Origin of the sequence: Kosakonia cowanii JCM 10956 = DSM 18146 (genome assembly GCF_001975225.1) — a bacterium.
Classification (GTDB): domain Bacteria; phylum Pseudomonadota; class Gammaproteobacteria; order Enterobacterales; family Enterobacteriaceae; genus Kosakonia; species Kosakonia cowanii.
The window spans coordinates 594,644-615,582 of the sequence record NZ_CP019445.1 but is presented as its reverse complement, the minus strand read 5'-3'; the positions used below and the strand labels follow the sequence as shown (position 1 = coordinate 615,582).

The 20,939-nt window shown below is 56.8% G+C and carries 19 protein-coding genes; 13 read left to right on the top strand and 6 right to left on the bottom strand.

Annotation, left to right across the window (positions count from 1 at the left end):
- Positions 1–72 precede the first annotated feature (72 nt).
- The 6 genes from BWI95_RS02850 (at position 73) to BWI95_RS02825 (ending at position 6,201) form a co-directional block, all read left to right on the top strand.
- The gene (locus BWI95_RS02850) at positions 73–393 is read left to right on the top strand and encodes a helix-turn-helix domain-containing protein (protein ID WP_054804003.1); all 321 of its coding nucleotides are present in this window, start codon (positions 73–75) and stop codon (positions 391–393) included.
- A gap of 127 nt (positions 394–520) precedes the next feature.
- A complete protein-coding gene (locus BWI95_RS02845; protein ID WP_042713977.1) occupies positions 521–1,132 on the top strand; it encodes a tyrosine-type DNA invertase in 612 nt (203 codons plus the stop codon).
- Positions 1,133–1,476: 344 nt separating this feature from the next.
- Positions 1,477–1,998: a fimbrial protein gene (locus BWI95_RS02840; RefSeq protein ID WP_054804002.1), complete on the top strand. Its 522-nt coding sequence runs from the start codon at positions 1,477–1,479 to the stop codon at positions 1,996–1,998.
- Positions 1,999–2,073: 75 nt separating this feature from the next.
- A complete protein-coding gene (locus tag BWI95_RS02835; protein ID WP_054804001.1) occupies positions 2,074–2,754 on the top strand; it encodes a fimbrial biogenesis chaperone in 681 nt (226 codons plus the stop codon).
- Positions 2,755–2,764: 10 nt separating this feature from the next.
- Positions 2,765–5,251 (top strand): fimbria/pilus outer membrane usher protein, encoded by a 2,487-nt coding sequence (locus BWI95_RS02830; RefSeq protein ID WP_054804000.1) that lies wholly within the window; start codon positions 2,765–2,767, stop codon positions 5,249–5,251.
- Positions 5,248–6,201: a fimbrial protein gene (locus tag BWI95_RS02825; RefSeq protein ID WP_054803999.1), complete on the top strand. Its 954-nt coding sequence runs from the start codon at positions 5,248–5,250 to the stop codon at positions 6,199–6,201. The genes BWI95_RS02830 and BWI95_RS02825 overlap by 4 nt, the downstream gene beginning before the upstream one ends.
- Before the next feature lie 38 nt (positions 6,202–6,239).
- Here BWI95_RS02825 and BWI95_RS02820 read toward each other — a convergent pair whose 3' ends face one another.
- Together BWI95_RS02820 and BWI95_RS02815 are read right to left on the bottom strand one after the other, a co-directional pair.
- Positions 6,240–6,656, bottom strand: coding sequence for a hypothetical protein (locus BWI95_RS02820; RefSeq protein ID WP_076768974.1), 417 nt, complete (start codon positions 6,654–6,656; stop codon positions 6,240–6,242).
- 6 nt (positions 6,657–6,662) lie between these two features.
- The gene (locus tag BWI95_RS02815) at positions 6,663–7,358 is read right to left on the bottom strand and encodes a hypothetical protein (RefSeq protein ID WP_054803997.1); all 696 of its coding nucleotides are present in this window, start codon (positions 7,356–7,358) and stop codon (positions 6,663–6,665) included.
- A 390-nt stretch (positions 7,359–7,748) separates the two neighbouring features.
- Here BWI95_RS02815 and BWI95_RS02810 point away from each other — a divergent pair, with 390 nt between their 5' ends.
- Together BWI95_RS02810 and BWI95_RS02805 are read left to right on the top strand one after the other, a co-directional pair.
- Complete coding sequence (locus BWI95_RS02810) at positions 7,749–9,458, top strand: DUF4153 domain-containing protein (protein WP_167552459.1); 1,710 nt, start codon at positions 7,749–7,751, stop codon at positions 9,456–9,458.
- 44 nt (positions 9,459–9,502) lie between these two features.
- Entirely contained in the window at positions 9,503–9,892 is a 390-nt protein-coding gene (locus tag BWI95_RS02805) for a hypothetical protein (protein WP_076768972.1), read from the top strand.
- Positions 9,893–10,875: 983 nt separating this feature from the next.
- Here the strand turns inward: BWI95_RS02805 and BWI95_RS02785 are convergent.
- Positions 10,876–12,906 carry a choline transporter gene (locus BWI95_RS02785; protein WP_023480491.1) on the bottom strand — a complete coding sequence of 677 codons (2,031 nt, stop codon included), beginning with the start codon at positions 12,904–12,906 and terminating at the stop codon, positions 10,876–10,878.
- A 239-nt stretch (positions 12,907–13,145) separates the two neighbouring features.
- Here BWI95_RS02785 and betI point away from each other — a divergent pair, with 239 nt between their 5' ends.
- From betI to betA, 3 genes are read left to right on the top strand one after another with little or no spacing between them, the layout of a single operon-like run.
- Positions 13,146–13,742, top strand: a complete 597-nt coding sequence (gene betI, locus BWI95_RS02780) for a transcriptional regulator BetI (protein ID WP_054803993.1) — start codon at positions 13,146–13,148, stop codon at positions 13,740–13,742.
- Positions 13,743–13,755: 13 nt separating this feature from the next.
- On the top strand, positions 13,756–15,228 hold the full coding sequence (gene betB, locus BWI95_RS02775; protein WP_023480479.1) for a betaine-aldehyde dehydrogenase: 1,473 nt from the start codon (positions 13,756–13,758) through the stop codon (positions 15,226–15,228).
- Between the two features lie 26 nt (positions 15,229–15,254).
- Entirely contained in the window at positions 15,255–16,934 is a 1,680-nt protein-coding gene (gene betA / locus BWI95_RS02770) for a choline dehydrogenase (RefSeq protein WP_076768970.1), read from the top strand.
- 30 nt (positions 16,935–16,964) lie between these two features.
- Here betA and BWI95_RS02765 read toward each other — a convergent pair whose 3' ends face one another.
- The 3 genes from BWI95_RS02765 to BWI95_RS02755 all read right to left on the bottom strand — a co-directional run bounded on the left by BWI95_RS02765 (position 16,965) and on the right by BWI95_RS02755 (position 18,902).
- Positions 16,965–17,411 carry a GNAT family N-acetyltransferase gene (locus tag BWI95_RS02765; protein ID WP_054804647.1) on the bottom strand — a complete coding sequence of 149 codons (447 nt, stop codon included), beginning with the start codon at positions 17,409–17,411 and terminating at the stop codon, positions 16,965–16,967.
- Between the two features lie 10 nt (positions 17,412–17,421).
- A complete protein-coding gene (locus BWI95_RS02760) occupies positions 17,422–17,922 on the bottom strand; it encodes a GNAT family N-acetyltransferase (protein WP_232374407.1) in 501 nt (166 codons plus the stop codon).
- Positions 17,923–18,113: 191 nt separating this feature from the next.
- A complete protein-coding gene (locus BWI95_RS02755) occupies positions 18,114–18,902 on the bottom strand; it encodes a MipA/OmpV family protein (RefSeq protein WP_054804645.1) in 789 nt (262 codons plus the stop codon).
- 110 nt (positions 18,903–19,012) lie between these two features.
- On the opposite strand from BWI95_RS02755, the gene BWI95_RS02750 reads away from it, so the two are divergent.
- Positions 19,013–19,708, top strand: coding sequence for a response regulator (locus BWI95_RS02750; RefSeq protein WP_076768969.1), 696 nt, complete (start codon positions 19,013–19,015; stop codon positions 19,706–19,708).
- Entirely contained in the window at positions 19,705–20,901 is a 1,197-nt protein-coding gene (locus BWI95_RS02745) for a sensor histidine kinase (RefSeq protein WP_054804644.1), read from the top strand. The genes BWI95_RS02750 and BWI95_RS02745 overlap by 4 nt, the downstream gene beginning before the upstream one ends.
- Positions 20,902–20,939: the final 38 nt, after the last annotated feature.

Sequence of the window (20,939 nt, the reverse complement as noted above, 5' to 3'; positions counted from 1 at the left end):
AGACCAAAACAGCTAACAGAGCTACGTATTTCGTAGTATCAGGCGATAAGCATTACTACGATTATCGTAGCCATGAAAAATTCTCCCTCGCACAATGAAGTATTTAGCAGGCGGCTCAAGGCAGCGCGCCTCGCTAAAGGCTTGTCGCAAAAGCAGCTCGGCATTCTGGCAGGCATTGATGAGTTTGTTGCCAGCCCGCGAATCAATCGCTATGAGAAGGGCATCCATCAGGCGAATATCGAAATAGTCCAGCAGCTGGCACGCGTGCTTGAGGTTCCGCTCGCTTATTTCTATGCCGAAGATGACGATCTTGCAGCACTGATCGCTGCATGGAACAAAGTTGATGCCGCGCAGCGCCAATCCATACTCGCACTCCTTCCCCCAGCCAAATAACCCCCCTTAAAAAATTCCTCCCCAACTCCCCCTTTCCAAAATGCTATCCTGTCGCTGGATTCAGGCCGGGCTACATTCACGGTACTGGCCTGATTTTATTCCCCTTTTTTAAGTAAGGAGTAAGACAATGTCAGTTAAGAGAAAACACCTGACTCGCCACGAGGTGAGGCAAATATTGCTGGCAACAGACCGGGGGCTGCACTTTGCGCGGGATTACTGCCTCATCCAGATGTGTTTTTTACACGGGCTGCGCGTCAGCGAACTGTGTGATATGCGCTTGTCGGATATCGATCTGGTTGGGCGGTCAGTCTACGTCCGGCGGCTCAAGAACAGCCTCTCCACGCAGCATCCGCTGTTCGACACCGAACTGCCTGCGCTGACGCGCTGGCTGAACGAGCGTCGCCGCTGGCGGGATGCGGACAGCGACTGGCTCTTCCTCTCGCAAAAAGGCGGGCCGCTCTCGCGTCATCAGGTGCGGTTGCTGCTTAAACGCTATGGCGAACTGGGGGGAATCAGCATTTCTGCTCACCCGCACATGTTGCGGCACGGGTGCGGTTACGCGCTGGCGGATTTGGGGCGTGATACGCGTCTGATACAGGATTATCTCGGGCACCGTAACATCCGGCATACGGTGATCTACACGGCCACCAACACGCAGCGGTTTCTCAACGTCTGGGGAGATGTTTCGCAAAATCAACCATTTAGTGCCAAAACGCAAAGTAGTATCAGAAAAATTTAGGGTAGAGTCAAAATTTTTCTGATGCCTCTTCAGGCAAGACGTTATCTTGCTGTTTTTAAATCGTTATTTTTTGCAAGCACGTCGTAATAACGCATTAACCTTTACTGGCAACGTGATCCAGCTGTTCACGTTGCCAGTGTTATCTTCTCAACGTCCCGTTATTTTATCTCTCTTATTTTGCCAAAAAGCGCGTTCCCTGACGTTTTATGCTGCCTTTCTCTGTTTTTAGAAATCTTCCGCTGAACTCACCACTCTGGCACTAACGGGAAAGTCTGAAGCAGATTTTTTCGCCGCCGTTGTAGAGCAGGGCATGGCTCTGCGTCATTTTTATCAAGGAGAAGAAAATGAAAATGCGGTTAGCAAACACGGCTTTTATCGTCTGGATGGGGCTTGCCGGCACGGCGCAGGCCGCAGACGGCACCATCTACTTCACCGGCAGCATTACCGACCAGACCTGCGCGGTCGATAGCGGTTCGCAAAGCATGAACGTTGATTTAGGCAAAGTCTCCGTGACGACGCTCAACGGCTCTGCCGGGTTGAAAGCGGCTCCGACACACTTCAGCATTACGCTCAATGATTGCCCCGACACCGTCACCGCGCTGAAAGTGAAATTCGACGGCACCGCGCATGCCGTTAATCAGCGCCTGCTGTCGCTGGACAGCGGAAGTAACGTTGCGAGCGGGGTCGGCATCGAAATCGCGGATAAAAATGGCTCCGCCATTCCGCTCTACTCGGCCTCGGGCGATTACACCCTCGATGAAGGCAGCAACACGCTGGACTTCACCGCCCGCTATGTCTCGACCGGCACGACGGTCACCACCGGTACGGCTAACGCCACCTCGCAGTTCACCCTGAACTACCGCTAATGCCCGACTGACGCGGAGATACACATTAACGGTGTATCTCCGCATAACAAGGATGTTGTCTCCGGAGAGAAGAAGATGAACAGGCATCTGCATGTTGTGCTGGCGTTATTGCTGGCTCTGATTTGCGGGCCCGCAGAGGCCGGGATCGTGATTGGTGGGACGCGCGTTATTTATAACGGTGATAAAAAAGAGGCCTCGCTCTCCGTCCGCAACCCGAATAAATCAAATGTCTATCTGGTGCAGAGCTGGGTTGATAGCGGTGAGCAGGGTCGCAAAGCGCCCTTTATCGTCACGCCGCCGCTGTTTCGCATTAACGCGGATGAAGAGAACCTGCTGCGCATTATCCGCACGGGCGGCGCGCTGGCGCAGGATCGCGAATCGGTATTCTGGCTGAACGTTAAATCGATTCCCGCCATGGATGACAGCGTTGCGCGCACCAACATGTTGCAGGTGGTGATCAAATCGCGCATCAAGCTCTTCTACCGCCCCGGCGGGCTGCCGGGCGAGCCGGGAAGCGCTTATCAAAATCTGCGGTTCACGCACCGCGGCAATCGCCTGACCGTCACCAATCCCACGCCCTATTACGTCACGCTCTTCACCCTGAAAGTGGACGGAACCGAGGTTAAGGACGTTGATATGGTGCCGCCCCTGGGCAACGCCAGCTTTACGCTGCCCTCGGCTGCGGTATCGCGCGTCAGCTGGCAGGCGATCAGCGATTACGGCGGCGTCAGCCGGGTTGAACATCGGCCGCTCTGAGGGGAAGGTAATGAAAATGCCGACTTCGCGGCAGCGGGCGTTGTTACCGGCGCTGGTGCCGATAGTGCTGCTGCTGCCCGGCTACCTGCGCCATGCGGACGCGCGCGAGATGTTTAATCTTCATGCGCTGGAGCTTGATAACCCAGGCCAGCCGGTGGCCGATCTCGCCTTCTTTGCTGAACCGGACGGTCAGCTTCCGGGTACCTACCGCGTGACCGTCTATGTGAATGGTGAAAAGCAGGGCGATGCGCAGGATATTGCTTTTATCGCGGGCGCGGACAAGCGTCTGCATGCGCAGATCACGCCCGCGATGTTGCGGGGTTGGGGAGTGAAAATCGACGCCTTTCCCGAACTGGCGGCGCTGTCGCCGGAGGCACCTCTTGAGGATATCGGAAATTACATCCCGATGGCCGCCGCCGAACTGCGGTTCAGCCAGTTAAGGCTCAACGTCAGTCTGCCGCAGGCGGCGATGGATGCGCATGCCAGAGGCGATGTCGATCCCGCCGAGTGGGACGAGGGAGTCACTGCCGCGCTGCTGAACTACAACCTCAGCGGCAGCCATCGCTGGCTTGACGTGGGCAAAGGCTCGCGCGACAGCTACTACGCTAGCCTGCAAAGCGGGGTCAATCTCGGAGCGTGGCGGCTGCGTAACGACTCGACCGGGCATTACGCCAGCAACCACGGCAGCCGCTGGGCGTCGATTAACACCTATCTGCAACGCAACATCAAAGGGCTGAAGGGGCAACTGACCCTCGGCGACAGCTACACCTCGTCGGAGATCTTCGACAGCGTGCAGTTTCGTGGTGCGCAGCTCTCCTCTGACGACAACATGCTGCCGGACAGCCTGCGCGGCTTTGCCCCGGTGATCCGTGGCATCGCCCACTCCAGTGCGCAAGTAACCATCAGGCAGAATGACTACATCATTTACCAGAGCTACGTCGCGCCCGGGGCGTTTGTTATCCGCGATCTCTATCCCACCTCCGGCAGCGGCGATCTCACCGTCACCATCAAAGAGGCGGACGGCAGCGAACGCACTTTTACCCAGCCCTTCTCGGCGGTGCCGATTATGCAGCGCGAAGGCCGCCTGAAGTATGCCCTCACCGCCGGGAAGTATCGCAGCGGTAACCGAACCAGCGATGAGCCAGCCTTTGGTCAGGCGACAGCCATCTACGGCTTGCCGCGCGCCGTTACCCTTTTTGGCGGCGCGATCGCAGCGCAAAATTACCACGCCGGGGCGGCAGGGCTCGGTTTTGGGCTTGGCGATCTCGGCTCGTTGTCTGCCGATATGTCGGTTGCCCAGAGCACGCTGAACGGCAACGACGCTCACCACGGCCACTCCTACCGGCTGCAATATGCAAAGGATTTTCAGGCCACCGATACCCGCTTTACCCTTGCGGCGTACCGCTACTCCACCGCCGGGTTTTACACCTTTCAGGAGGCGAACGATCGGCGCGCGGAGGGCAGTAATAAGCGGCAAAAGCTTCAGCTCGATCTCAGCCAGAGCGTGGGTGATTACGGCTCGCTTTATCTCTCTGGCTATCAGCAAGATTTCTGGCAGGAGGAGGGCTACGAACGCACGCTTAGCACCGGCTGGAGCGGCAATTTCAGTGGCATCAGTTACAACCTCGCCTACAGCTATAACATCTATCCAGCTCGCGCCCAGCCCGCAGAGCAACAGCTGGCCTTCAACGTTCAGATGCCGCTCAGTCGTTTTCTGCCCAACGCCTGGGCGAGCTACAGCCTGAACAGCGCACGGCACGGCGACACCCGCCAGCAGGTGGGGCTCAGCGGTACGACACTTGCCGACAACAACCTGAGCTACAGCATCCAGCAGAGCCACACGCATCACGGCGCGGGCAGCGCGGGGAGTCTCAGCGCCGGTTACAAGGGCGGGCAGGGCGAAATAAGCGGCGGCTACAACTACGACGCGCACTATCAACAGATTAACTACGGCCTGAAAGGCGGCGTTGTCGCCCATCCGCACGGCATAACACTCTCCCAACCGCTGGGCCAGACGCTGGCCGTGCTGAAAGCGCCGGGCGCTCGTGATGCGAAAGTTCAGAACAACACCGGTCTCTACACCGACCGGCGTGGCTATGCGGTGGTGCCCTATGTCACGCCGTACCGGAAAAACCGCCTGGTGCTGGATACCACTACCCTTGGCGATGAGGTGGATATCGATAGCGCAGTGCAAACCGTTACCCCGACGCAAGGCGCCGTGGTGATGGCGAATTTCAACACCCGTGTCGGGTGGCGCGTGCTGATGAAGCTCTCTTATCAGGGGCTTCCGGTGCCCTTCGGCGCACAGGCAACGCTTAAAGAGGGGAGCAGCGGCATCGTCGGCGATGACGGCGTGGTCTATCTCGCGGGCGTGCCGGAGGAAGGAAAAATCAAAGTGAAATGGAACGCGGATCAGCAGTGTGAAGTCCATTTTCGCCTGCCGGACAACGTCGGCAACAGCCCAGTAATTGAAACAGAAGAGGAGTGCCTGGCATGACGCGGTTCGTAAAATCACTCTCCGGCCTGCTGGCGCTGTGGTGCCTCTCTTGCGGCGCGAAGGCCGCCTGCGGTTTTGCCAGTAATCTGGCGGGTGAGATCGGGAATGCCATCAGCTTCGGTAACGTCTCGGTACAACGTGATACGCCTGTCGGTATCGTGATTGCGACGGCAGTTACGGGTGCCTATAACGGCGGGAACAACATCGCCGGATGTACTGAGAGCTGGATTTACCGCTGGGAGATGAGCCAGTGGCGCACTCAGAGCGCCATCGGAAACAGAATTTATGCAACGAATTTGCCCGGTGTGGGGATTCGCTTAACTAATATCGGATCCCGAAAACAGCTGCCTTACGATCAGCGCGTGCCGCCGAATACCAGTGTTTATATCGGTGCCGGTATGAAAGCGGAGTTAATCAAAACCGGCGCGATCACGCCAGGAACATTGACCCCGGGCGTGCTGGCTCGCGCCTCAATCGCCAGCCGCTTCTATTTTGCCAATGTCATGCTGGGCGGCACCAACACGGTTACCACCACGGCCTGCACGATCCTGACACCGGAGCTCTATGTGCTGCTGGGCGATCATGAAAAATCGAACTTTTATGGCCCCGGCGCCTATACCGAATGGAAAGATTTCTGGATTGAGCTGGAGTGCGATAAAGACGCCCGTATCTACGTCCAGGTCGATGCGGAACAGCATCCCTCAAACGTGCCGGGCGTGATGAAGCTGGACAGCGCGCCCGGCGATATCGCGGCAACGGGCGTTGGTGTGCAGCTCTATTTTGCACCCGACGATCGGGCGGTGCGCTTTGGGCAGCGCGGGATTTACTACACCTCGCCCGGCGGCGGCACCGAGACCGTCCAGTTTAAGGCTCGCTATTACCAGACTGCTCCTCGCGTCAGCGCAGGTGTCGCCAGTGCAACAGCGACCTTTACCTTAACTTACCGGTAGGTGCTCGGAGTAAATGGCGCGGTAAGAGAAAAGCCTATTTAAAAACTGGAGCGAGTCAGCGTCAGCGTCCGTGTTTGCGGATCCCGGGTAATAACAAAGTAGGGCGGGGTTTCCCCCTCGCGCTGCCATCTTTCAAGTAAGCCTTCGCGCTTTACGCTGACATAACCCAGTGAGGTTAAATAATTTCTGATGACGGTTATGTCAGTGCCCGGACCGTAAACAATGCTGCTGTCCCTTGGCTGAGTGCCATCCTCGGCGGTAAAGGTGAAGTGATATTTCTCAGAGGCTCTCGGCGCATGGCGAATGTCGCTATCGGTGTAAAGATAATAGGCCCACAGGTTTGCCTCGCTATAACCTTCGTGGCGCTCAGCAACTTTCTGCATGCTGCAATCAATCAGCACGAAGCCAATGATGACCAGCAGAATAAGCAGTGACGCTCTTTTTAGTTTTTTCACTTGTAGTTACTCCATTGCAACTGAGATACCTGCTCTTTTACTAGTCCGATACACAGTGTCATCACCCGGTCTCAATTTATAAGGCGTAACCTGCATCATAAACCTCGGAAGCTGAGCCTTGTAAGGTGCGCGATAGCATAGCTGTTTATCGATGGGATCAGGGAAGAGCAACGGTAAAAATCCAGTGTTTTTGTAGTCACCGACAGGGCCATAGTAGTCCCATCGGCGTAGTGCTGATTCTTTGCTGGCAATACGCAAATCTCGCCAGTAAATGCGGGGAAAATTAACTCTATAGAAACCGAACAGATCCGAGACCAAATCTTCACTACTGAAGCCGCTATCGGTGAACCAACTGAACCATGGCATGGACTGCCAGTTTTCGAACGCCACTGCGGTGCCCATCATCATGGCAAGAATGATACTTCTTCGCTCTTCTATACTTCTTCCCCGCTTTATCCGCCAGATACTGAAGCGGCCAGTATTGAACCGGCTTATTGCCATCTTTTGTTCATATTTGATTTCGTAATACTCCTTACCGCTGGCTTCTCCCGCAGAAAAACGCGCTAATAACTCCTGGATATCATCACCACGAGCATGCCCCATATCGAGCCATCCCAAGACATCTGAATATAAAAGACCGCTTTTTATTGCTGATTCAGACCAAAATCTCGAAGGGTCCAGAATATCTTCACGTCGGCTCATTCTTCTAACCTCACAATCCATGTGTATAGTGCTTTTGGGACTTAATAGCCCGTCAATCTAACATGTTGTAATTGCGAGTATCTTTGGCAGTAGATCAAGAAATCTAATAATAATTTTCTGATATTGGCTCCTATTTTTAACACCTATTAATGGCTGAGTTACGCCCAGTAGGCCAGATGCTTCCCTGGCTACTTCGAGTTAATGAGTGGTATGCGATTAAGGTCCCCACCCAAACAAGTGATTGCGCTCCTATCCCTGGCATGGACAATGCCTCATCGTGCGCCATACAAAGCAGAGCAAGAAAAAGGTCAGCAAAAACCTGTAGTGATTTTTGACGACAAAAAAGCGTACAAACAGGTTTCTCACCAGCCAAACAGCAAAGGAGTCGCGATGTTACAAAAAGAGGATTTTCCGGCAAAGACCAGGTGGGTGATTATCGCCATCGGCACGCTCGCCGGGCTGCTATGGGCGTTGCCGGACGCGCTTAAGCTGCATGATAACTACTCAATTTATCTGTCGCCGCTTGCCATTGCATTTGCCAGCGTGCTCGCCTTCACGCTTTATCGCGTCAAAGACCTTAAGCCGTGGCTATGCGCACTGCTGACTCTGCCTTTTATCGCGCTAATGACCGGCTGGCTGCGCTGGAACTTCCCCGGGCTGCCGAACGATGATTTTCATGGCACAAACTTCGGTGCATCGACATTTCTGCTTACTCTGGTGATGCCGTTTCTGGCGGCTTTCTGCACGCCGTCCGGGCAGAAAGCGGATAAACATGCCTTTATCACCGGCGCACTATGGAACAACACCTTCACCCTGGGCGTGACCGCGGTGATGACCGGGCTGTTCTGGCTGGTGCTGCTGCTGTGGAGCAAACTCTTCAGCATGATTGGCATCACGCTGTTCGAGCACCTCTTTTTTGATAACCCTTTTTTCCCGGCGATGGCGACGGGTGCTGCCATCGCCGCAGGCATCGTTTTTTGCCGACGCCTGCCGGGCGCTGCCGGGCTGTTCCGTAACCTGCTGACGCTCGCGGTCAGCGTCCTGCTGCCGCTGCATGCGGTTATCTCTCTGCTGTTTCTGGCCTGCCTGCCCTTTACAGGGCTGGCGATTATCCCGGCCTCTGTTTCTGCCGCGACACTGCTGCTCACCATGACGCTGCTGATGCTGGCGTTCAGCGCCATGGTTGGCGAAAAAGCGCCAGCTGCTTCGCGTTCGCCGCGGGTGATTGCGCGTCTGGTGCTGGTGGCGCAGTGGATCACGCCGCTGCTCGCTGCGCTGGCGGGCTGGGCGCTGTGGCTGCGCATCGCCGAATATGGCTGGACGGTGGATCGCGTTTACGGCGTGGCTCTTACGCTTCTCGCGTTGATCGGGTCTCTGCTGCTGGTGAGTTATCAGCGCCGGGCCTGGTCACAGGGCGCGGCGAACATGAACAGCTTTATCGTTCTGATGCTGGCATTGACGGCCTGCGGTTGGTTTTTGTTGCATACGCCGGTTGTCGATCCGCTGCGTATCACCGTTAACACTCAGCTGGCGCGATACGCTGAGGGCAAAGCCAAAGCGGATGGGGAGGATCTTTACATGTTCAGCCACGCGGGACGTCGGGGAAAACAAGCGTTGCAGATGCTGAAAGCGCATCCGCAGTGGCTTAAAGATCCGGTGCAACAACAAGCGATGCTGATGCAAATCCTCGGCGGCTATCACGAAGGCACGAAGAAAGACATTAACGCGTTGCAGAAAAGCATCCCGCTGCGCGCGGGCAGCGAAGCACCGCCGGAGAGCTGGTGGCAGGCACAAACGCAGTATGTCGATCACACGCTGAGCACCTGCATGGTGGATAGCCGCGCCTGCCTGATCTGGATGCAGGATCTCAACAACGACGGCACGCCGGAAGTGCTGCTCTATAACCGCAACGACGCCGGGATCTCGGTCTATACCCATCAGGGCAATGAGTGGCGTCAGGCGGGCAGCGTCACGCTATCGCAAAACGCCGAAAAAGCGCTGCGCGAAAGTATGCCGAAAACCGTCAGCAAACCCTGGCGCGATCTGGAGATCAACGGTCAGCGCTATCCGGTGCAGTATTACGGCTTTGAAGGCCAGTAATCATTAAGCCCGGCGCCATAAAGCCGGGCGAGAGGAGTGCAACAGTGAGCCCGAGCGTAGAAGAGGTAATTGCATTTGTGCGTGAGTTTTCGGGATGTACGCGCAAAGCGATCGATGAAAGCACGCTGCTGGAAGAGGATCTGGGTATTTGCGGTGATGACGGCGTTGAGCTTCTTGAAGCAGCAGAGAAGTTTTTTGCTGTCCGTTTTGAAACGGATGAGGAGGATTTCCGCTCGCTTTTCTCGCTAAAGGAGAACGAGTACCTCTTTACAAGCGAAGGTCTCGATCTACTCGGCATCTGCTATTTTTTTCGCTGGTTGCGCGGCGAGCCAGAGCCCGTGGTGCGCGATCTCTCCATCGGGCAGTTGCATCAGGTGCTGGTGAAAGTGCGTAGCAAACAGGAGAGAAGTTGCCCTGCAACACCACCGAGTTAATAGGTTTTGTAATCGCTAAAATAGAAGTGTTTTCCCGTCTCATTGTCGACACGGATATTGACTTCGGCACCAGGAAAAAACGGATCCTTTTCAATGAACGGGAAAGCAATACCACGTTTGGCGATAACTTCCTCTCCTTTGAAAATATATTTCACCGTTACGGCTGCCGTAAGGTGATTATTAACGCCCTGGCGCTCATCATGATAGATATGTTTCTTCAGTATTATAGATGCTTATCTTTTAAGAGATAATGGCTATCGCCTTTTATAATCCAGCATTGCATCGCGCATATTGAGTATGTTCTTAGTGGGATCACTTTTAAGATAGACCACAGGAATGGTTGAACCCTGCTTGTAATTATAAAGATCCATGGTTTTGATATTTATGAGTACATTCTTATTCTCATATGTCTCCCCATTTTCTGCGGTAAATTGGTAATCAACATAAATGCTAACTATGCCGAGGTTCGATGGTGTGCGCGGTATAATCTGCGTAATGGTTGCATCGACATAACAAGGGTTGCTAAGTATTTTCTTTTTAGTAAACCCATCGAATATGCTTCTTATAATCGAGTAAACGATTGCAATAACCACTGCCGTTACAAGAATTATGGGGATCGCCTTGAGGTAATTGTCCATATAACCTTTTGAAGTTTAGTTTATCGGAAAAAGCTTCACGTATAGTATATGATTTATTTCTTTCATACAAACCTGAGTTGTTTACATATATACATTAACGAACAACGAGTTTCATATTCCAAATAATAAAAATCAGAGGGGTTTTCAGGGTTGATTCTGATTTTGATTGGCGTGCCAGGAACGAATTTCTCTCGGTCAGTAACCCAAAAAAAACCTCGTTTTGAGGTAATCATTTTATCTTCATAACTATATTCCAGCGTGAGTATTACCATCAGGGGATTATTAATTCGTTGGTATAAATTCATCTGCCTGAAAAAATAAGGCCACTTGCGTGGCCTTATGACATTACGTTTGTGGATAAACAATATTTGCACCGGGCGCTTCGCGGTGCAGATGGATAAAGTTCAGGTGGCGTTCATATTGATCGAGAATATCGATAATCACCTGCTCTTTGTTGTAATCCATCAGGTCATTCCCCTGGCTGCCCTCTAACAGGAAGGTCTCCAGGCGGAAGTAGTGCGACTTACCGCTGCGCGCGCGGTAGGTAAAGCCTGGAACGGAGTACTGCTGCGGCCAGACCTGGTAAACAAAGTTCTGCTCCTCGCCGAGGTGCACACGCAAATCGAGATGGCCGAGCGGTTTATCCTCTTCCGCAGGGACACTCTCCAGCGTGACGCGAGCGCCGCGCAGCTCCAGCTCTTTCGCCACATCCTGCATCGCCGGGTAGATCACCGTCTCCATCATCTGCTGGGTATAGCGCGTGCCCGGATAGTTCATCAGGCGCGAGAGACGCTTTTTCCAGCTCAGGCGATCGTTGCTCGCCGGAATATAGGGCGCAGTTTCACGGCTGGCGCTGGCGCGGCGGTGATCTTCCACTTTCAGCGACTTATAAAGCCCCGCCATCACAAAGAAGATCACAAAGCTGAATGGCAGACCCATGATCACCGTGGTGTTTTGCAGGGCGGAAATGCCGTTGGTCATCAGCATCCCCATCGTCAGCACGCCAATCGCCACCGACCAGAAGATACGCAGCCAGTTCGGCGCATCGCTGTTGATATCTTTCAGCTTCGAGGTGAAGTTACCCAATACCAGCGAGCCGGAGTCCGCCGAGGTGACATAAAAGAGCAGGCCGGTGATGGTGGCAACCGAGGCGCTCAGTTTAAACGCCGGGTACTGCGCCAGCAGACTGTAGAAGCCGCGTTCGGCGTGCGCCATCACTTCCTGGGCAAAACCGGCATCGCCGTGAATGATTTCATACAGCGCGGCGTTACCAAACACCGACAGCCACAGCAGGGTAAAGGTAAACGGAATGATCAGCGTACCGAGCACGAACTCGCGGATGGTACGACCGCGGGAGATACGCGCAAGGAACAGGCCGACAAACGGCGACCACGCCACCCACCAGGCCCAGAAGAAGAGCGTCCAGCTGTTCATCCACTGCGTCGGGCGGTCAAAGGCAAAGGTGTTCAACGTCATGCCCATAAAGCGGTTGATGTAATCACCCACATTCAGCACCAGCGCGTTGAGCAGGAAATCCGTTTTGCCCATAAACAGCACAAACAGGATCAGCCCGAGCGCCAGCGCAACATTCAGCTCAGAAAGGATGCGAATACCTTTATCGACGCCGGAGGTGACCGAAATGGTGGCAATAACCACCGACAGCACAATCAGCGCCATCTGCGCGGTTAACCCTTCCGGCACATCAAACAGCACTTTCAGGCCGTAGTTAAGCTGCACCACGCCAATACCGAGGGTGGTGGCGATACCGAAAATAGTGCCGATCACCGCTGCGATATCCACCGTGTGGCCAATCGGGCCATTAATGCGTTTACCAAAAATCGGATAGAGCGCCGAGCGGATGGTCAGCGGCAGGTTGTAGCGGTAGCTGAAGTAGCCGAGGGCAATCCCCATCAGGGCATACATCGACCAGCCAGTTAAGCCGTAGTGGAACAGCGTCCAGACCATCGCCTGGCGCGCAGCTTCCATCGTCTGCCCGGCGCCTTCCGGCGGCTGCATATACTGCGTCACCGGTTCAGCCACGGAGAAGAACATCAGATCGATGCCGATCCCGGCGGCAAACAGCATTGCCGACCAGCTTAACAGGCTGAACTCCGGTTTTGACTGCTCTGGCCCGAGCTTGATCGCCCCGTAGCGCGAACAGGCCATATAGATGACAAAGACGATATAGAGCGTGGCGGCCAGCATGTAGTACCAGCCAAAGGTGGACGACACCCAGTTCACGGTGGTCTGGATCCACGCCGCGGCGAGATCGCTATAGAGAATGGTGACAAGTGAAAATGTCAGAATCAGTCCGGCGGAGGTGTAGAACACCACAGGATTGATTCTGTCTTTTTCACTGGCAGGTGGATTAATCATCGGTTACCTCTGGTTAATTTCCTGTAACTAAATCAAAAGATTACTTGCAACGTGCTGCCTCTTTTCTTGTTGTTTTTCCCTCATTTTTGTTACGGATTGAGCCTGCTACAGCTTACACACAGCCGCTTCGTTTTTGTAACAGTGCAGGTACATTACCTTAACAAATTCTTTTTTTATATTGAACGTGCAATCAAAAAAAGATTAAATAGAGCCCTTACTTTGCGGTGGAAGAGGGAGTCATGCCAAAGGTGGGAATGCAGCCGATACGCCGTCGGCAGCTGATTGATGCGACCCTGGATACGATCAACGACGTCGGGATTAACGACGCCACCATTGCGCAGATTGCGCGCCGGGCCGGGGTATCGACCGGCATCATCAGCCACTACTTCAAGGACAAAAACGGCCTGCTGGAAGCCACCATGCGCGACATCACGCGCCAGTTGCGCGATGCGGTGGCGGTACGCCTGAAACCGTTAGCCCAGGCCACGACCGAAGCGCGTTTACTGGCGATTGTCGACGGTAACTTCGATGAGACCCAGGTGCATAGCGCGGCGATGAAAGCCTGGCTCGACTTCTGGGCCAGCAGCATGCATCAACCGCAGCTGGGCCGCCTTGAGCGCGTCAGCAGCCGACGCCTCTTCTCCAGCCTGACGGCGGAGTTTCGCCGCGAATTGCCGCGCGAGCAGGCCCGGCTGGCAGCGCACGGCCTGGCGTCATTAATTGATGGCCTGTGGCTGCGCGCAGCCCTGAGCGGCAAACCGTTCAACCCGGACGTTGCCCGAACGCTCACCACCCAATTCATCCGCCAGCAGTTGGCTGGTGCAAAGAATCCCTGAGGAAGGAGGAATCATGTCCCGATTCGCAGAACAGCAGCTCTATATTGATGGTCAATACGTTCCCGCCGCGGCTGGAAAAACATTCCAGACCATCAACCCGGCCAATGGCGAAGTATTAGCCGAAGTGCACGAAGCGGCGCAGGCCGATGTCGATCGCGCTGTCGAAAGCGCGCGTAAAGGCCAGAAAATCTGGGCCGCGATGACGGCGATGGAGCGTTCACGCATCCTGCGTCGCGCGGTCGATATTCTGCGCGAGCGCAATGACGAGCTGGCCGCGCTGGAAACCCTCGACACCGGTAAGCCGCTGAGCGAAACCCAGGCGGTTGATATCGTCACCGGTGCCGATGTGCTGGAGTACTACGCCGGGCTGATCCCGTCGCTGGAAGGGCAGCAGATCCCGCTGCGCGACACCTCCTTTGTCTATACTCGCCGCGAGCCGCTTGGCGTGGTCGCTGGTATTGGCGCATGGAACTACCCGATCCAGATCGCGCTGTGGAAATCCGCACCAGCGCTGGCTGCGGGCAACGCGATGATCTTCAAACCGAGCGAAGTCACACCGCTCACCGCACTGAAACTGGCGGAAATCTACACCGAAGCGGGCCTGCCGGACGGCGTCTTTAACGTTCTGCCGGGCAGCGGTGCGGTCACCGGCCAGCTGCTGACCGAGCATCCGGGCATCGACAAAGTCTCCTTCACCGGTGGTGTGGCCAGCGGTAAAAAAGTGATGGCAAACGCCGCCGGTTCGACCCTGAAAGAGGTCACCATGGAGTTGGGCGGTAAATCGCCGCTGATCATCTTTGAAGATGCGGATCTCGATCTCGCTGCCGATATCGCAATGATGGCCAACTTCTACAGCTCCGGCCAGGTCTGCACCAACGGCACGCGCGTGTTTGTTCCGGCGAAATGGCAGGCCGAGTTTGAAGTGAAGATCGCCGATCGCGTGGCGCGGATTAAAGCGGGCGATCCGAACGATCCGGCTATCAACTTCGGGCCGCTGGTGAGCTTCCCGCACCGCGACAACGTGATGCGCTATATCGAATCCGGCATCAGTGAAGGCGCACGCCTGCTCTGCGGCGGCAAACGTCTGACTGGCGGCGAGTTCGATAACGGTGCCTGGGTTGCGCCAACGGTCTTTACCGATTGCCGCGACGAGATGACCATCGTGCGCGAAGAGATCTTCGGGCCGGTGATGGCGATCCTCACCTATGAAAGCGAAGAGGAAGTGGTGCGCCGCGCCAACGCTACTGACTTCGGTCTGGCCGCTGGCGTAGTGACGCAGGATCTCAACCGCGCGCACCGCGTCATTCATCAGATTGAAGCGGGGATCTGCTGGATCAACACCTGGGGCGAATCCGCCGCCGAAATGCCGGTGGGTGGCTACAAGCACTCCGGCGTCGGGCGTGAAAACGGCCTGATGACGCTGCAAAACTACACCCAGGTGAAGTCTGTGCAGCTCGAAATGACCCGTTTCCAGTCTGTATTTTGAGTGAATTTTAACCTGAGGAGCGACTAATGGAATTTGATTACATCATCATCGGAGCCGGATCCGCAGGGAACGTATTGGCAACAAGACTGACCGAAGATAGCGACGTCAACGTGCTGCTGCTTGAAGCGGGCGGTCCCGATTACCGTTTTGATTTCCGCACGCAGATGCCTGCGGCGCTGGCGTACCCGTTGCAGGGCAAACGCTACAACTGGGCGTATGAAACCGAGCCCGAACCGCACATGAACAACCGCCGCATGGAGTGCGGGCGCGGTAAAGGGCTTGGCGGATCGTCATTGATCAACGGCATGTGCTACGTGCGCGGCAACGCAATGGATCTCGATAACTGGGCACAGGAACCAGGGCTGGAGCGCTGGACCTACCTCGACTGCCTGCCCTACTACCGCAAGTCGGAAACGCGCGATATCGGCGCAAACGACTACCACGGCGGCGAAGGCCCGGTCAGCATCACCACCTGCAAACCGGGCAATAACCCGCTGTTTGCAGCGATGATCGAAGCGGGCGTGCAGGCGGGCTATCCGCGCACCGAGGATCTCAACGGTTATCAGCAAGAGGGCTTTGGCCCGATGGATCGCTTTGTGACGCCGAAGGGGCGTCGCTCGAGCACCGCGCGCGGCTATCTCGATACCGCGAAAAAGCGCTCCAACCTGACCATCATCACCCATGCCACCACCGATCGCATTCTGTTCGACGGCAAGCGGGCGGTGGGCGTTGAGTATCTGCACGGTGCCAGCAACACGCCGCAGCAGGTGCATGCGCGCCGCGAAGTGCTGCTCTGCGCGGGTGCTATCGCTTCGCCGCAGATCCTGCAACGCTCCGGCGTCGGTGCGGCAGATCTGCTGAAGAAGTTCGACATTCCCGTGGTGCACGATCTGCCGGGCGTCGGTGAAAACCTGCAGGATCACCTCGAAATGTACCTGCAGTACGAGTGCAAAGAGCCGGTGTCGCTCTACCCGGCGCTGAAGTGGTGGAACCAGCCGAAAATCGGCGCGGAGTGGCTGTTTAACGGCACCGGTATCGGCGCCAGCAACCAGTTTGAAGGCGGCGGCTTTATCCGCAGCCGGGAAGAGTTCGCCTGGCCGAACATTCAGTACCACTTCCTGCCGGTGGCGATTAACTACAACGGCAGCAACGCGGTTGAAGCCCACGGCTTCCAGTGCCACGTTGGCTCCATGCGCTCGCCGAGCCGCGGCTTTGTGCGCCTGAAATCGCGCGATCCGCGTATGCACCCGGCCATTCAGTTTAACTACATGGCCCACGAGCAGGACTGGCAGGAGTTCCGCGATGCGATCCGCATTACGCGCCAGATCATCAACCAGCCGGCGCTGGATAAGTATCGCGGGCGTGAGATTAGCCCCGGTATTGAGTGCCAGACCGACGAACAGCTGGATGAGTTTGTGCGTAACCACGGCGAAACCGCCTACCATCCGTGCGGCACCTGCAAAATGGGCAGCGACGAGATGGCGGTAGTGGACGGGGAAGGGCGCGTGCACGGCCTGCAAGGGCTGCGCGTGGTCGATGCCTCGATTATGCCGCTGATCATCACCGGTAACCTCAACGCCACCACCATTATGATTGGCGAGAAGATTGCCGATAATATCCGTGGCCGCGCCCCGCTGCCGCGCAGCAACGCCGACTACTTCGTGGCGGGCGACCGCCCGGTGCGCGGCGAGCCGATGCGCGCGTAACGCCAGCAGCCGGTAGGGCAATCTTACCGGCTAGTTTTGCCCCAACCGCAGGCAGTGCGTCACCCGCTCAATCCCTTCCGTTGGCACAAAGCCTGCGCGTTGGTAAAAGCGGAACGCCGCCTGCGGTGCATGCGTGTAGAGATTGTCAAAGCTCTGCGCGGCCTGGGCGACAATCTCCCTCAAAAGCGCGCTACCCACCGCCTGGCTGCGATAGGCTGCGGCAACGTAGAGGTGGCGCACCCGGCCTGCGCGATCTCCCTGCACAAACGGGTCGATATTCAGCCCGCAAACTCCCACCAGCTTGCCGTCAAGCAACGCGCCCAGCAGCATTTCGCCTGGCTTATCAAAGCGGTTGTGCTGATTGAGCCAGTTCTCCTCAAGCCTGCGCAGCATATTAAACCCCTCCGCCACGCTCGCCTGTTTTAGCGGCTGAAAACCGTCGACTGCCGGGGTAATGGTGGTGATGTTCAGCGTCATAACACCCTCGTTATTGATGGAGATAATCCTGGCGCAGCAGGCCAAACAGCCAGTCATTGTGCCAGCGGTTATGCAGCCAATAGCTCTCGCGCAGCTCGCCCTCCAGCACAAACCCCACCTTTTCCAGCAGGCGGCGAGAGGGGTGATTGCCGGCGGTGACCATCGCCGTCAGCCGCCGGATGCCGCCTTTATTGAAGGCGAAATCGCACACCGCCTGTAACGACTCGCGCGCATAGCCTTTTCCCTGCGCCTCGGGAGCAAAGAGAAACCCCACTTCGGCGCAGTCTGCTTCGCGATGGATATAGCCGATGACGCCGAGCCTTTCACCGCTCGCTCTGTCGCGCACCACCAGGCAGAGCCAGTGCGCGCTCCCCGGTTGCCAGTGCGGCAAGCGGGCGGTGAAAGCCTCCTCGATCTCCTCTGGCGTGCGCGCGTCCGAGATGTAATGCTGCACCTCATTGCTCGCCATCAGGCGGCTAAAAAAATCGCGATCCAGTTCCTCGATTTGCATGCAGACCAGCCGTGGCGTGTCGAGGCAAAGGGCTGTTTGGGTATGGGCGTCTTTATTCATCTCATCGCTGTTTTGTTGGCAATCATTACAAAGAGATATATGTCAGATACGCGGCGAGGTAAACCAGTAAGCAGCCAAACCAGATCTTCCCCACCAGCTGATAATCCTCTTTTTTCACCATCTCCCCCTGTTCAGAAGGTCCAGGTTACGGCTACCGTGCCGGTGCCCTGATTGCGTTGCGAGACAATCGGGCTGTCGCCCGCGCGATCGCCAAGCCAGGTGTAGCCCGCGCTCAGCAGCGTTCCCCAGTGTTCGTCGAACTGATGGCTCCAGGTGAGCGAGCTGTTGACGCCGTAGAAACCGCCCGCGCGATCATAGGGGCGAAAACCGCTGCGCTGGCTCTGCCGCGCGCTGACGCCATAAAAGGTGTTGATGTAGCGGCTGTCGCCAAACAGGGCAGCAGACTGGATTGCAACGGTATCGCTGGCGCTCTGCACCGGCAGCAGCGTCACCGAGGTTTGATACTGCACGCCCTGGCTGTCGGTCAGCGGCAGCGTCGCTTTGCCTTCAACGGAGAGCCACGGGGTGATCGACCAGCCGACGGCAAGCGCGGTATTCATCGTGGCATCGATTTTCCCCATCCCTTTCAGGCTATTGGCTCCGTCGCGCCAGGAGGAGTTGCTCTCATCGCGGCCAAGACCGTAACCGAGCGTATGTTCGAGATAGAGACCGTTATCGCTTTGCAGGTCGTAACCGATGCCCTTTTGCGAATCAATGAAGAGGGCGTTATCGCGCGCCTGGATCAGTGGAACGAATTGCAGGCGCTGCTTGTCTGAACCGCTGTAACGCGGCGCAGACTGTGCGCCGATGCCTACAGTGACGCCATTTTGTGCCGATGGATCATCATCGGCGTGCGCCGCAGAGGCGGTGGTCGCCAGCAGGGCGCAGAGGCTATACAACGTACGTTTTCTGGTTATCATCGTCACATCTCGTCGGTGGGAAAGGGTGTGCGCAAGCGCTGAAAGGGAAGATAGACAGGTCGTATCAATAAACCGTCAGCAAAGTGTTAAGAAACGGTCAAGGTGGGGAAATGGTGGCGAAAAGAGTGCTGGTGATTGAGGATGACGCGGATGCGGCGGGCGTGCTGGAGGCCTATCTGCGCCGTGAAAATTATGAGGTGACGCTGGCGAGCGACGGCCTGGCCGGGCTGGAGCTGGCGCAGCGCTGCAAGCCCGATCTGATCCTGCTTGATGTGATGCTGCCCGGCATGAACGGCAGCGAAGTGCTGGCGGCGCTGCGGCGCAAAAGTGATGTGCCGGTGATCATGGTCACCGCGCTCGGCGATGCCCCCGACCGTATTGGCGCGCTGCGTTACGGCGCGGATGATTATGTGGTGAAGCCCTATCACCCCGGCGAAGTGGTGGCGCGCGTGCAGGCGGTACTGCGGCGCACGCAGCGCGCGGAAACCCAGGAGGAGGTGCTGCGCTGGCACAACCTCGCGGTCGACACCGTCGCCATTAGCGTGACCGTCACGCAAGAAAATAACCAGACGCGCGCGCTGGAGCTGACGCCGACGGAATTCTCCCTGCTTACGACACTGATGCGCCATCCCACCCGCGCCTTCTCCCGCCAGCATCTGCTGGAGCACTGCCTGCCCGAAAGCGAAGCGCTGGAGCGCGTGGTCGATACGCACGTCTACAACCTGCGTAAAAAGCTGGAAAACGCGGGCGTCAGCGGCGTGTTAAGCAATGTGCGCGGCGTCGGTTACAGGTTCTCTCAACCATGAAAAATTTAGCTCAACAGTCGCTCTGGCGCTGGATCTGCGTGCGCATCCTTGCGCTGGCGATCGGTACAGTGATCATCATCGCGCTCTGTATGTGGCTGCGCTACGCCGTGCAGACTGTCTGGATCCTGCACGCCATGCCTGCGCCGGTGCGCGCCGAGTTTCTGCTGTTGAAAGAGAACCCGGAGATCAACCCGACGCGCTTTCACGAAATCGTCGACACCTGGTGGGGGCTGAGCTACTCCACCCCCTCTATCGCCTCGACGGACTGGATCCTGGTCAGCGTGCTGGTGCTGGTGATGATCCCCTTTATCGTCTTTATGGGGCTGCGCTATGCCCGCCCGCTGACCCTGCAATTTAGCCGCCTGCGCGACGCCGCCGAAGAGGTGACGCAGGGGACATTTGGTGCGCAAGCCGAACTGGTAAAAGAAGCCCCCGCAGAAATGGTGCGCTTTGCCAGCGACTTTAACGGCATGACCCGCCAGCTGGCGCGCTATGAGCGTGAACTGCGCGCCTCCCACGTGGCGATGGCTCACGAATTGCGCTCACCGCTCACCGCCGCGATTGGTCGCCTGCAGGGGATGCTGGATGGCGTGTTTGAGCCGAGTCCTGCGCAGATGACGATGGTGATGAAGCAATTACAACTGCTGCGCCGCTTAACGGATGAGCTGCACCTGCTCTCGCTGGCTGACGCCGGGCAGCTGATGCTCAACTGCCAGCCGCTGCTCTTAGACGATCTGCTGCGCGAACGCGCGGCGTGGATGAAGCCGCAGGCCGATGCCGCCGGGTTCACCTTTACCCTGACCGCGCCAACGCCCGCGCCGCTGGAGGGCGACGCTTTCCGCTTAGGGCAGGTCTTTACGGTGCTGATGGAGAATGCGGTGCGTTACGGGCGGCAGGGCGGCCATCTGTTTATCGCCCTCACATCGCAGGCGAGCGGCTACCTGATTGATTTCACCGATGACGGCCCCGGCGTGGAGGATGATTTTCTGCCGCTGATGTTTGACCGCTTTACACGGGCCGAGACCTCGCGCGCGCGCCATTCCGGCGGCAGCGGCCTTGGGTTATCCATCGCCCAGGCAATCGTTCATGCCCACGGCGGCAGCATCAGCGCCGCGCTGCCGGAAGCGGGTGGGCTGGCGATCACCCTTCACCTTCCCCACGTGGTTGCGGCGCAAGAAAAGTTGCAGCCTTGATAAAACCTTGACGAAACGTGGGCTGAATCTCGACGCGT